At 59.9% G+C, this 12,230-nt stretch carries 16 protein-coding genes; 10 read left to right on the forward strand and 6 right to left on the reverse strand.

Annotation, left to right across the window (positions count from 1 at the left end):
* The first annotated feature begins 204 nt into the window (after positions 1–204).
* Both rhtA and ACWNZ1_RS28490 read left to right on the forward strand, forming a co-directional pair.
* Positions 205–1,092 (forward strand): threonine/homoserine exporter RhtA, encoded by an 888-nt coding sequence (gene rhtA / locus ACWNZ1_RS28485; RefSeq protein WP_135846370.1) that lies wholly within the window; start codon positions 205–207, stop codon positions 1,090–1,092.
* A 168-nt stretch (positions 1,093–1,260) separates the two neighbouring features.
* The gene (locus ACWNZ1_RS28490; RefSeq protein ID WP_042729241.1) at positions 1,261–1,542 is read left to right on the forward strand and encodes a hypothetical protein; all 282 of its coding nucleotides are present in this window, start codon (positions 1,261–1,263) and stop codon (positions 1,540–1,542) included.
* Between the two features lie 8 nt (positions 1,543–1,550).
* Here ACWNZ1_RS28490 and ACWNZ1_RS28495 read toward each other — a convergent pair whose 3' ends face one another.
* Positions 1,551–2,120 (reverse strand): TetR/AcrR family transcriptional regulator, encoded by a 570-nt coding sequence (locus ACWNZ1_RS28495; RefSeq protein WP_135846371.1) that lies wholly within the window; start codon positions 2,118–2,120, stop codon positions 1,551–1,553.
* Positions 2,121–2,209: 89 nt separating this feature from the next.
* Here ACWNZ1_RS28495 and ACWNZ1_RS28500 point away from each other — a divergent pair, with 89 nt between their 5' ends.
* Both ACWNZ1_RS28500 and ACWNZ1_RS28505 read left to right on the forward strand, forming a co-directional pair.
* Positions 2,210–2,938: an SDR family oxidoreductase gene (locus ACWNZ1_RS28500; RefSeq protein WP_135846372.1), complete on the forward strand. Its 729-nt coding sequence runs from the start codon at positions 2,210–2,212 to the stop codon at positions 2,936–2,938.
* A gap of 34 nt (positions 2,939–2,972) precedes the next feature.
* Positions 2,973–3,563, forward strand: coding sequence for a 2-hydroxychromene-2-carboxylate isomerase (locus ACWNZ1_RS28505; RefSeq protein WP_256453502.1), 591 nt, complete (start codon positions 2,973–2,975; stop codon positions 3,561–3,563).
* Positions 3,564–3,572: 9 nt separating this feature from the next.
* On the opposite strand, the gene ACWNZ1_RS28510 is transcribed toward ACWNZ1_RS28505, so the two are convergent.
* The 5 genes from ACWNZ1_RS28510 to ACWNZ1_RS28530 all read right to left on the reverse strand — a co-directional run bounded on the left by ACWNZ1_RS28510 (position 3,573) and on the right by ACWNZ1_RS28530 (position 8,223).
* Entirely contained in the window at positions 3,573–5,381 is a 1,809-nt protein-coding gene (locus tag ACWNZ1_RS28510; protein WP_456028011.1) for an aminopeptidase P family protein, read from the reverse strand.
* Positions 5,382–5,431: 50 nt separating this feature from the next.
* Positions 5,432–6,598, reverse strand: a complete 1,167-nt coding sequence (locus tag ACWNZ1_RS28515) for a cysteine desulfurase family protein (protein WP_135846375.1) — start codon at positions 6,596–6,598, stop codon at positions 5,432–5,434.
* Between the two features lie 159 nt (positions 6,599–6,757).
* Positions 6,758–7,372: a LysE family translocator gene (locus ACWNZ1_RS28520; protein WP_135846376.1), complete on the reverse strand. Its 615-nt coding sequence runs from the start codon at positions 7,370–7,372 to the stop codon at positions 6,758–6,760.
* A 102-nt stretch (positions 7,373–7,474) separates the two neighbouring features.
* Positions 7,475–7,741, reverse strand: coding sequence for a hypothetical protein (locus tag ACWNZ1_RS28525; RefSeq protein ID WP_135846377.1), 267 nt, complete (start codon positions 7,739–7,741; stop codon positions 7,475–7,477).
* A 116-nt stretch (positions 7,742–7,857) separates the two neighbouring features.
* The gene (locus ACWNZ1_RS28530) at positions 7,858–8,223 is read right to left on the reverse strand and encodes an antibiotic biosynthesis monooxygenase (protein WP_135846378.1); all 366 of its coding nucleotides are present in this window, start codon (positions 8,221–8,223) and stop codon (positions 7,858–7,860) included.
* Positions 8,224–8,319: 96 nt separating this feature from the next.
* Between ACWNZ1_RS28530 and soxR the strand changes: the two genes are divergently transcribed.
* The 6 genes from soxR to ACWNZ1_RS28560 all read left to right on the forward strand — a co-directional run bounded on the left by soxR (position 8,320) and on the right by ACWNZ1_RS28560 (position 12,217).
* On the forward strand, positions 8,320–8,772 hold the full coding sequence (gene soxR, locus ACWNZ1_RS28535; RefSeq protein WP_135846379.1) for a redox-sensitive transcriptional activator SoxR: 453 nt from the start codon (positions 8,320–8,322) through the stop codon (positions 8,770–8,772).
* Between the two features lie 105 nt (positions 8,773–8,877).
* On the forward strand, positions 8,878–9,336 hold the full coding sequence (locus ACWNZ1_RS28540) for a VOC family protein (protein WP_135846380.1): 459 nt from the start codon (positions 8,878–8,880) through the stop codon (positions 9,334–9,336).
* A 235-nt stretch (positions 9,337–9,571) separates the two neighbouring features.
* Complete coding sequence (locus ACWNZ1_RS28545) at positions 9,572–10,786, forward strand: PepSY-associated TM helix domain-containing protein (protein ID WP_135846381.1); 1,215 nt, start codon at positions 9,572–9,574, stop codon at positions 10,784–10,786.
* Positions 10,783–11,322, forward strand: coding sequence for a thiamine pyrophosphate-binding protein (locus ACWNZ1_RS28550; RefSeq protein WP_280944247.1), 540 nt, complete (start codon positions 10,783–10,785; stop codon positions 11,320–11,322). The genes ACWNZ1_RS28545 and ACWNZ1_RS28550 overlap by 4 nt, the downstream gene beginning before the upstream one ends.
* On the forward strand, positions 11,319–11,645 hold the full coding sequence (locus ACWNZ1_RS28555) for a hypothetical protein (protein WP_135846383.1): 327 nt from the start codon (positions 11,319–11,321) through the stop codon (positions 11,643–11,645). The genes ACWNZ1_RS28550 and ACWNZ1_RS28555 overlap by 4 nt, the downstream gene beginning before the upstream one ends.
* Complete coding sequence (locus ACWNZ1_RS28560; RefSeq protein WP_135846384.1) at positions 11,642–12,217, forward strand: DUF6162 family protein; 576 nt, start codon at positions 11,642–11,644, stop codon at positions 12,215–12,217. The genes ACWNZ1_RS28555 and ACWNZ1_RS28560 overlap by 4 nt, the downstream gene beginning before the upstream one ends.
* The last annotated feature ends 13 nt before the right edge of the window (positions 12,218–12,230 follow it).

The following is a 12,230-nucleotide window of genomic DNA, read 5'->3' on the forward strand; positions in this document are numbered from 1 at the left end:
CAAGGAGTTTTCCGTTTCGACTGCGCCGGAAGTGGGGCGAATTATAGACGTCCAGAATTTGCCGTCAACCCTTAATTTGTTTTTTCTATCCATAAGGTGCCTCTCCCATTTAAATCCACCTTGTATATAGACGGAAGCGTTTCGAATGCGCAGTATATTGCGCAAATCAGCCCTCCCCGCCTTCATTCTGGACGATACTTCGTAATGACTCCCCCACATCGCAGCCTGGCATCCACCCTGTACCCGGTTGCCTTGCTATTAATAGCCATGGCCTCCATCCAGTCTGGAGCCTCCCTGGCCAAAAGCATGTTCCCTATAGTGGGCGCACAAGGCACCACGACCCTGCGGCTCATTTTTGCCAGCATCATCATGCTTATATTGCTTCGCCCTTGGCGCGCCAAGCTCACCGCTCAATCCCTGCGCACTGTAATCGTCTATGGGATGGCCTTGGGCGGTATGAACTTTCTCTTCTATATGTCACTGCGCAGCGTTCCGCTGGGAATCGCCGTAGCGCTGGAATTCACAGGGCCCCTGGCGGTAGCCATTTACGCCTCCCGCCGGGCAATCGACTTTCTCTGGATCGCCCTGGCAGTGATTGGCCTGCTTCTGTTGATCCCCACCGGCGCCGCCAGTGCCGGCATTGACTTGGTAGGAGCCGGCTACGCACTGGGCGCGGGTGTCTGCTGGGCGCTGTACATTCTATTTGGCCAAAAGGCCGGCGCAGACAATGGCGTGCAAACCGCCGCACTGGGCGTCATGATCGCCGCCCTCTTCGTCGCTCCTATAGGTATTGTTCATGCCGGTGCTGCGCTACTGACACCGAGCCTGATTCCAATCGCCATCGGTGTCGCCATCTTGTCCACGGCCCTGCCCTATACCCTGGAGATGATCTCCTTGACTCGAATGCCAGCCCGTACCTTTGGCACCTTGATGAGCATCGAACCCGCATTCGGCGCCTTGTCCGGGCTCGTATTCCTCCAGGAGTACTTATCACTGGCCCAATGGGCAGCCATTACCTGCATCATCCTCGCCTCGGTCGGCGCAACACTGACCATGGGCAACACAGCAAAACCCGCCGTCGCGGCAGATTGAAGCAGGATTTAACGAAGGACTGGTATTTACCCCGCATTTAGGCCATGTTTAGGTCCGTAACCCAATGCCATACATGGACTTTTTTCATACAGGACGTCATGAACGCTTCAAGCGAAAGCGAACGCAACCGTAGGTGGGCATAAGATCCACGACGGTATAAGGACGGGAATGAAACGAATTTTGATATTGATCGCCGTACTTGCAGTTGCGGGCTGCGCGGCGACAACGAAAACTGAAGTCAAACGCGGTAAAAAGGGTTTGCACATCAACTGCTCCGGACTTTCTTCATCCTGGGACCAGTGCGCCGCCAGCGCCGCCAACTCATGTGCCCCCAAAGGTTACAAGGTCATCGCCAAATCGGGTGACGCGGTCGAGGAGCCGGGGGATTATCCCTTCGGACTCAACCCCGCCGGCTATACCAGCCGCAGCATGATTGTCATCTGTAAATAGGCGTCGGGTCAGTCAACCCGTTGCTCGGCCATACGACGACTGATTTCGTCGTAGCTGGATTTCAGGACATCACGCTGGACCTCTGGCGTGGCGAGCATCCGCGCAACTACCAACGCACCCACGCATTGCGAGAGGATGGCCCAGGCCAGGCTGTCACTTCCCAGTATTTGCGCCCAGCTTTCATGCAAGCGACAGATCCACGTCTGCGCCGCTTCCCTCACCTGCACTTCCGATCGCGCGATCTCGGCGCCCAGTACCGGCAGCGCACAACCTGCCTCCGGCTGCTCGACGTGACTCATGCTCAGGTACTGCCTGAGGCAACGCTCCAGTTTTGTCGCGTCCATCGCACTGTCGCCACTCAAGCGGTCCAGGCTCTGGGCCAACTCTCGCTCGACAATGGCCTTGAACAGCTCATCCTTGGATGAGAAGTGGCTGTAGAAAGCCCCACCGCTCAACCCGATCGCTTTCATCAAGCCATCGACGCCGACCGTGGAAAACCCCGATTTCTTGGCAGATTCGGCACTGCTGGAAAGCAGTTTTTCTCGGGTTTCCATTTTGTGATTGGCTGAATAACGCATAGTCCTGCCTCTAATTGCTCACCTTGACGCTCGCCGGATCTTAGCATAACGTCCGTTTAGTTAACGATCGTTTACCAATGAGGCTAATCATGAATAACAAGAAGGTCGTACTGGTTGTTGGCGCGGGCGATGCCACGGGTGGCGCGATTGCCAAGCGTTTTGCCCAGGAAGGTTTTATCGCCTGTGTGACCCGCCGTAGCGCCGACAAACTCGAGCCCTTGGTTGAGGGGATCCGCGCCCAGGGCGGCGAAGCCCACGGCTTTGCCTGCGACGCCCGAAAAGAAGACGACGTGATCGCGCTGATCGAAGAAATCGAGGACCAGATCGGCCCGATTGAAGCCTTTGTATTTAACATCGGTGCCAACGTGCCTTGCAGCATCCTCGAAGAAACCGCGCGCAAATATTTCAAGATTTGGGAGATGGCCTGCTTCTCCGGTTTTCTCAATGCACGGGAAGTGGCCAAGCGCATGGTCAAGCGCGAGCGCGGGACGATTCTGTTTACCGGGGCAACAGCGGGGTTGCGCGGCGCTTCAGGGTTCGCCGCATTCGCAGGCGCCAAACACGGCATCCGGGCATTAGCCCAGAGCATGGCTCGTGAACTGGGACCGATGAATATTCACGTAGCCCATGTGGTGGTGGACGGTGCTATCGACACGGACTTCATCCGCGATAATTTTCCGGAAAAATATGCAACCAAGAATGAGGACGGCATCCTCGATCCCGATCACATCGCCGACAACTATTGGTATCTGCACAGCCAACCTCGCGACGCCTGGACCTTTGAGCTAGACCTGCGCCCTTGGAGCGAACGCTGGTAAGCCCTCCCCTCACAACAACAAGAGAGCAGATACCATGAGCAAATCGGTAGAATTTTTCTTCGATCTCGGCAGCCCGACCACCTACCTGGCCTACACCCAGTTACCCGCGCTTTGTACACAGACCAATAGCAAACTGATCTACCGTCCAATGCTACTCGGCGGCGTCTTCAAGGCCACCGGCAATGCATCACCCGTTACCGTACCTGCCAAGGGGCCTTATCTATTCAAGGATCTGAATCGTTTCGCCGTGCGCTATGGTGTCGCCTTCAAGCTCAATCCCCACTTCCCTATCAATACGCTGTTACTGATGCGCGCCGTGACGGGCATGCAACTGCGCCATCCTGAACGTTTCGAGGCTTTTATCGACTGCCTGTTCCGCGCCCTGTGGGTGGACGCCCGTAACCTCAACGACCCGGCGACGGTAGCAGCGGTGCTGGATGAAGGCGGCTTCGATCCCGAATATGTGCTGGCCCTGACGACCGACGCACAGGTCAAGGACGCACTCAAGACCGTCACCGAAGAAGCCATTCGACGGGGCGTATTCGGCGCTCCGAGCATGTTCGTCGGCAACGAGCTGTTCTTTGGTCAGGATCGGCTGGACTTCGTCCGTGAAGCCCTGGGCTGATCCCTTACTTCAGATCGGCATTGTCCGCGTGTTCAGCCATTGCAGCGCGTCGCCCTCCAGCAACGGGCTCAAACGACGCTGGACCTCGGCGTGGTAGGCGTTGAACCAGTCTTTTTCGTCCTGGCTCAGCAACGATGGCTCCAGGCAGCGGGTGTCGATCGGGCACAGGGTCAAGGTTTCAAACGCGAGAAACTCGCCGAACTCACTGCTTCCCGCCTCGCGGTTCAACACCAGGTTCTCGATGCGCACGCCCCAACGGCCCGGACGATAAGTACCCGGTTCGATGGAAGTGATCATGCCCGCCTGCATCGCCGTTTGCGGCGCTGCGGCGGCTTGATAGGCAATCACTTGCGGACCTTCGTGAACATTGAGGAAATAACCAACGCCGTGCCCGGTGCCGTGGCCGTAATCCACCTGCTCGGCCCAGATCGGCGCGCGGGCGATGGCATCCAGCAAGGGCGATAGAATGCCCCGTGGGAACTTGGCCCGGGACAAGGCAATCACGCCCTTGAGCACGCGGGTGCAATCACGCTTCTGCTCGGCAGTGGGTGTTCCGACCGGCACCATGCGGGTGATGTCGGTCGTGCCGCCGAGGTACTGGCCCCCGGAATCGATCAGAAGCAAGCCATCACCTTCGATGACTGCATGGGATTCTTGCGTAGCGTGGTAATGGGGCATCGCGCCGTTGGCATTGAACGCGGCGATGGTGTTGAAGCTCAGGGAGACAAAATCCGGCCGACGGGTGCGGGCCGCAGTCAGGTGCTCGTCGATGGTCAGTTCGGTGATTCGCTCGCGGCCCCAGGCACTTTCCAGCCAGGCAAAGAACTCACAGAGCGCCGCGCCGTCCTGCTCCATGGCCCGGCGGATATGCTCGGCGTCGGCCAGGCTTTTACGGGACTTGGCCAACGTCGTCGGATTGAGTCCTTCGACCAGCTTCACGCCGCTGCCCAGGTTATCCAGCAAGCCAACCGTGACCCGCGCCGGATCGATCTGCAGAGTCGCCCCACCCGGCACTTCACGCAACGCGGCGGCCGCTTCGCTGTAATCGCGCAGGGTCACGCCGTCCTGCTCAAGAACGGCCCGCAGCGCTGCATCAACCTTGTCCAGGGCGACGAACAGCGTGGCCTGTTGCTGGCTGATCAAAGCAAAGGAGACGAACACAGGGTTGAAGGACACGTCCGCGCCACGCAGGTTGAACAGCCAAGCGATGTCATCCAGCGTGGCGATGAAATGCCAGTCGGCGCCGCGGTCCTTGAGAGATTCGCGAAGCTTGGCGAGCTTCTCGACCCGGCTGACGGTCGCCTGGGGTGGCAAGTGCGCGTAGACCGGTTGATCAGGCAGCCTTGGGCGATCGGTCCAGACTTCCTTGAGCAGGTCGATGTCGGTGCGCAACCGCGCGCCTCGCTCCTCAAGCTTGCCACCCAGGGTCCGCGCCGATGCCACGGCCATGACCGCACCGTCGACCGCAACCACTGCGCCTTCAGGCGTTTGTTCGGCCAACCAGTCCAAGGGCCCGGGCTGGCCCGGAACCAGCTTGACCAACTCGATGCCACTGCCCGCCAGTTCCTGGGTGGCCTGCTCCCAATAACGGCTGTCGGCCCAGACGCCGGCGAAACTGCCGGTCACGATCAAGGTGCCCACTGAACCATGGAACCCCGACAGCCATTGCCGCCCCTGCCAATAGCCCGGCAGGTACTCCGACAGATGCGGATCAGCCGATGGCACCAGCAGCGCGTGAATACCCTCACGGCTCATTAGTTGGCGGATTCGGGCCAGGCGCTGGGGAACCAGTCCATGGGTCAAAGACTCGGTGCTCATCGTTTCTCCTGTTCATTAATAATTGTTGTTCGTTGCCGAAGACGCTCGGTTTAAGGGGTCGTGACCCAGAATGCCGGCGCCGTCGCGCACGCAGCCTTGATCAGCCGCACGGCCTCGTCGATATCCTGCTCGCTGGTAAAACGGCCCAGGCTCAAACGAATGGTCCGTCCGGCCGCGCGGGCATCGTGCCCCAAGGCCAGCAACACGTGAGACGGGGTGTTATTCGCCGAGTTGCAGGCCGAGGTCGCGGAAAATGCAATCGACGCGCCCAATGCAGCCGGGTTGAACTCACCTTCGTTGAAGGTCAGGCTCAGGGTGTGAGGAATTCGCTGGGTCGCACTGCCGTTTATACGCACACCGGGCAAGGCCAACAGCGGCTCGAGCAAACGATTGCGCAATCGGTCGATTTTAGCGAGCTCATCGTCAAAAGACTGAGCCGCCAGTTCGAATGCGGCGCCCATGCCCGCGATCTGATGGGTCGCCAAAGTGCCGGAACGCAAACCACCTTCGTGCCCGCCGCCATGAATCTGCGCCGACAGCCGCGGGCGGGCACGCTCGCCGACGTAAAGCGCACCGATGCCCTTGGGCCCGTAGACTTTATGGGCGGAAAAGGACATCAGGTCCACCGGCCAGCGGGCCAGATCAATCTTCACCTTGCCAGAGCCCTGGGCCGCGTCCACATGCAACAGCGCGCCATGCTCGCGAACGATCTCGCCAATGGCGACGACATCATTGACGGTGCCCAACTCGTTGTTCACCAGCATCAGCGACACCAGGAATGTGTCTTCGCGCAACGCCTCGCGAACAGCCTGCGGGTTGATCAGGCCCTCGGCGTCCGGCGCCAACCAAGTCACCGCGACACCACTGTCCTCAAGCTGCCGGGCCGTATCGAGAATCGCCTTGTGTTCGATCAGGCTGGTAATCACATGGCCGCCGGAACCACTGCGCGCCTGGGCCACACCTTTGAGGGCCAGGTTGTTGGATTCGGTGGCGCCGGATGTCCAGACGATCTGTTCGGACTGTGCGCCCACCAGTTCCGCCACCTGCTGGCGCGCCCGTTCCACCGAGCGGCGGGCCTCCTGGCCAAAAGCATGGGAACTGGAGGCCGGGTTGCCGAAGTTACCGTCAAAGCCCAGGCATCGGACCATGACCTGGATAACCCGCTCATCCACCGGCGTGGTGGCGGCGTAATCGAAATATAAAGGACGTTTATTCATGGGAAACTCGCAGAGCCTGCTCCGGGATCAGGCGCCCTCGTTGGGTTCGAGACTAGCAATACCTGATCAAAGACCTTAAAGAAGTCGGACTTCGTTTAAAAGTGCGTAGGAACGCTCCTGGACAGCGAGCTTAGCAGGCATCGCGTCGAAGCTCAGCCCTCAGCGGATGCTTTCGAGCAACAACGGATACAGGGAAGCGACCAACAACAGCGCCATGCCCCAGTTGAACAAGCGCAGCCAGCGACGATCACGCAGCAAATTGCGCAACAGACTGCCGCAGATCACCCACAGGCTGACGCTCGGCAGGTTGATCAGGGCAAACACCGACGCAATCACCACCACATTGAAGAAATAACCTTGAAGCGGCGTATAAGTGCTGATGGCACCAATGGCCATGATCCAAGCCTTCGGATTGACCCACTGGAACGCCGCTGCGCCCCAGTAACTGATCGGCGTATGTTCCCCTGCCTGGTTTTCCGAGACCGGGCCGGAGTGGGCAATTTTCCACGCCAGGTACAACAAGTACGCCGCACCGACGTAACGTAGCAGCGTGTAAAGCAACGGGTAAGTCTGGAACACCGCGCCCAGGCCGAGGCCCACCGCCAGCACCAGGAAAAAGAAGCCGCAAGTAATGCCCAGCATGTGGGGGATGGTGCGGTTGAAACCGAAATTGACACCCGAGGCCAACAACATGGTGTTGTTAGGGCCAGGCGTGATCGAGGTCACCAGGGCAAACAGGGCGAAGCCCAGCAACAGGTCAAGCGAAAGGGTCATGGCAGGTCAATCCATCGGGGCAGTCAGTCAAGTCATGACCCTACCCCACGTCCTGGCGCAAACCCATGGACAGTTGGGCAAAACTTCGAGCAGTACAGTCTCTCAGCTTGACCGGCCTGGTTGCTGCACGACCTGCTCGGCACTCATCTGGCCCTGATCGTCGAAGCCCACGTTTTTTTGCGCCGTACCGAGCAACTCGGCTTTTTTCGCGTGATATTCGTCGAACGACAGGCCTCGGCGATTCAAGGCTTCAAGGGCCAATTCACGGGTTTCGTCGGCGGTGTACGGGCGCAGCTCTGGAGACGAGGCGGCGCAACCGCTCAATACGGTGGCAGTCAACAGCAGCAAAACGGCAAGGGTACGGTTCATGGCGGGTGTCCGGTGTTCTGAAGTTGGGCGATGAACAAAGGCTACTCGCCGGCCCCGCACGGCAGAAATCAACCCTCTTGATAGTGGGTATCGCCCCCTCGGATCACCTGTTGCGCTCAATCGACTAACTGGCAGTGCAACGCGTTGTCCAGGCTGCGCTCGATGTTGTGCAGTACCTGAAACGAACCAAATGTCACGGCTTTGGCGCGGTGAGCCTGAATCAGCCGCCAGAAATCCTGCTCGCCGCTTTCGAAGCTTCGAAACGCCGCCTCGCCCGCCTCTCGGGTTTGCCATTGCAAGTAATTGAGGACGCGTCGGCCGTCTTCACTGGCCTGGATACTGGCACTCAGAAAGCCCTTATGGTCCCGCGCCAGGCGCTCGGTCTGCTCCGACAGGGCCGTTACCAGCGCCTGCAGCCATTGCGGCTCGATGTCGAACGCCATGAGTTGGGTGAAGCTGCGATTGTTCCTTGGCGATTGCATGAAAGGTCCCCGATGCTTGTAAAGCGAATCTTGCGATCCGAAGGCGTGCAGGGTAAAACCTCCAGTTAACTAGAGGTCAAGCGAGTAATTCAGGCGATGACGCAGATAAATGTCCACAAGGAGCTCACCGTCGGCCAACTGGCCGCCCGCAGCGGTGTGGCGATCACGGCCCTGCACTTTTATGAATCCAAGGGGTTGATCAAAAGCACGCGCAACCCAGGCAATCAGCGGCGTTATCCGCGGGAAGTGCTGCGCCGTGTGGCACTCATCAAGGTCGCCCAACGCCTGGGCATTCCCTTGGCTGAAATCGGCGAAGCATTGAAAACCCTGCCAGACAACCGCGCCCCAACGGCCGCCGACTGGAAGACTCTGTCGCAGCAGTGGAGCCGGGAGCTGGATGAGCGCATCAACCAATTGATGCTGCTGCGCGATCGGCTCAACGGTTGCATCGGCTGCGGTTGTCTGTCGATGGAAGCGTGCCCGCTGCGCAATCAGGCTGATGTGCTGGGCAAGCGCGGGCCGGGCGCGCATCTGCTGGGCCAGGCGTAAGACGTTCGTCGGGCCAGGAGCTGATCCCAGGTCGCTGTCCTATAGTGGATGGGCGCAAATCGACGAAGGCTCTCTTCGCCTCCCATAACAACAAGGAGAAACGTCATGGGCGTCAAATCCACTCCCGAAGGTTTCAATAACATCACGCCCTACTTGGGCATTCAAAAAGCCGCCGAAGCCATCGACTTCTACAAAAAAGCCTTCAATGCCACCGAAGTCATGCGCCTGGCCATGCCCGACGGCGGCATCGGGCATGCCGAGCTGCGGATCAACGGCTACCCGATCATGCTCGGCACGCCTTGCGATCAAGGCCCTCTGAGCAGCCCGGACCAATCGCCATCAGTGGGCCTCCATTTATATGTTGAAGACGTGGACAGCGCCTTTGCCCAAGCAATTGACGCCGGTGGCACGGTGATTTCCGAGGTCAAGGATCAGTTCTATGGTGACCGCACCGGGACGTTGAAAGACCCTTATGGGCATGTGTGGTTCCTGGCCACCCATAAGGAGGATCTGACCCAGGAGCAGATCGAACAGCGGGCCCGAGAAATGTTTCAACAGGGCTGACGTGCCCCAAGGCTAACTGGCCCCCGTGGTGAGGGAGCTTGCTCTCTCACCACAAAAGCAGGGATGGCAAACGCGAAACATTTTCTTTCATCTTCCGCTTCAGGATTTCAGTTGCTCGTTCGTCTTAATTAGATGCAGCAGACCGCGTCGGCAAAAGCCACGGTCGGCTTTTCAAGGTTCATGGGATTGCGAAGCCCGTAATCCGGAACCTTTCATCGAATCAAGACGTTCAATCATGTCGAAGAAGTCCCGCTCCAAACTCTGGTTCCTGGTCCACAGCTGGCTGGCATTGCCCATCTGGTTTTTCGTGCTCATCGTCTGCGTGACCGGCACCCTGGCGGTGGTCAGCCAGGAGATCGTCTGGCTGGTCAACCCTGAGATGCGCGCCAGCAAACCCTCGGACGATGCGCCGCTGCTCAGCTATGACCAGGTCATCGCCGCCATCAAACAAGCCCAGCCGCAGACCCAGGTGCAAAGCATCGTGCGTCCAGACGAGTCGCATTTTGCGCTGGAGGTCGGCGTGACTTACCCCGACGGGCGCCCCGACAAGGTCTACGTCAACCCTTACAGCGGCGTCATCCAAGGCTCGGCGCCGGCGTTCAACTTCAGGGGGTTTACCCGCGCCCTGCATGGCTGGTGGCTGGTGCCGTTCACCAACGGCTACAGCTGGGGCTGGTACCTGGTGTCCTTGCTGGGGTTGCCGTTGCTGGCCTCCCTGGTAACCGGGCTGGTGGTCTACAAGCGTTTCTGGAAAGGTTTTTTCCGTCCGACCCTGCGGATCCGCCACGGCGCACGGATCTTCTGGGGCGATTTCCACCGGCTCAGCGGTATCTGGTCGATCTGGTTCATCGCGGTGATTTCCATTACCGGCACCTGGTTCCTGATCGAAGCCCTGCTGTCGGACAATCAGATTTCCATTTCCAGCGCGCCGGTCATTCCGGTGGTGGCGCGTGAAAGTGTTCCGCTGTCAGCCGATGCTCTTGCGCCCCCGCAACTGAACCTGGACCGCGCGATCGAAATCGCCCAGCAGCGAATCCCGGGCTTGGAAGCGAGTTTCGTCAGCCTGCCCGGCAACGCCTACAGCCACTTGGAAATCGGCGGCCGCGGTTGGTATCCGCTGATGTTCCAGACTGCCACCATCAACCCCTACAACGGTGACGTGGCCGCCTCGCGACTGCTGTCGGACCGCACGACGCTGGAGTTCGTCACCGAATCCATGCGCCCCTTGCACACCGGGGATTTCGGCGGCCTCTGGATCAAGCTCATCTGGTTCTTCTTCGGTTTGGTCCTGAGCATGATGGTCCTCAGCGGGCTGCTGATCTGGACCAAGCGCACAGCCCTGGCCACCGCCAATGCCTTCAAGCGCAGTCAGAAACCCACCCGCGCAGCTCGAATTGCACGATCACCGCAGCCGTCCATCCACCGTGAATCACCGGAGGGCAACCTGTGAATCCGTCCACCACGGCCTCGCCGTCACGCCTGAGTCTGTTCTGGCATAAATGGCGCTTCCATCTCAACGTGTTGTTGTTGCTGATTCCCCTGGGTTTCATGCCCAAGTTTTTCTCGGAAGCGGCACTGTTCCGCGGGGATACCGGGCTTGGCGAACGGGAGGTCGGCGAAGTCCAGGTCGGCCCCTGGAGCCTGCGTCTTGCCGAGTTTCGCAACGAAGCCCCCCGCCCCGACGGCCCGGCCAGGTATATGAAACATTTCAATGCGGCCCTTTGCGAACGCTGCATCGGCCAGGTCAAGGCCACCTACCTGCGTATCGGCAAGCCCCGCAGCCTGCGGGCCGCCGGGGTCATTTTCTTCGGCTCGCCCTATCGCATGGGAGCCTCGTTGCCGGTGCCGCAAAAGACCCCGCTCGACGCCGAACTGTGGATAACCCTCGAGGGCTGGGACGGCTCGATGCACCAAGCCGCCATTCCCCTGAGCCAGGCCTCTCCCGCCACCATTGCCTGGCTGAAAACCCAAGGAGCCCAACCATGACCCCCCGCGCCTCTCTCAACAGCCTGGCGCTGCTGCTCTGCGCCGGTTTCGCCAGCAGCGCCCTGGCTCACAACCCGATGTGCGAATGCAAGGCCATCGACGCCGAGCAGATCCAGTGCACGGGTGGTTTTTCCGATGGCAGTGGTGCGCCTGGAGTCACGCTGGACGTGATCGGCTATGACGAAACCATTCTGGTACCGGGCAAGCTCGGCGCCGATTCGACGCTGACCTTCAAAAAACCGAACGCCGAATTCTACGTGCTCTTCGACGCCGGCCCCGGCCACGTGGTGGAAATCGACCAAGCCGATATCGAGGCCCCATGAACGATCCCACCACCCAAGTCATCCGCCCCGCCGGCGCGGGCCATGAAACCCTGTATGTGTTGCTGCTGTGCCTGATCATCGTGTTGGTGGCCGGGTCGGTTGTGGCCTGGCACGGCGAAGCCGAAGACACCGGCCACCTCGCTACGAACCAACTCGATGCCCGCCGCGATCTCAGCGCCGCCGAACAAGGCATCTATGCCGATCTGCGGGTGACCCTGGATGAAATCCGCCTGCTGCGCGAAGAACAACAGGCCCTGCCCAGCCCACAGACGCTGGCCGATGAAGGCTTTGCCCCGTTCGCCCAGGACGCCAGTTCTGTCAGCCGCGGCGGCCATGCCTGGCAGCAACTGGAAGACCGGGCCTACTTCGGCGCGAGCAGCAACTCATCCGTCGCCGGGTCGTTTCTGATGCGCATCGGCGAAGCATCCGACGCCGCTCCCGACATCTGGCTCAATCGCAGCAAGGGTTTGGCTGCCCCCGCCGTGTTGGACGATTCCGCGTTGTCCGCCGCCGGCTGGCAACAGATCGTCGCGCAATTCGACGCTGGCGTAACCCGCCAGCACCGGCACTGATCCCACGCCCTTA

It is taken from the genome of Pseudomonas sp. CFBP 5748, from assembly GCF_053850495.1.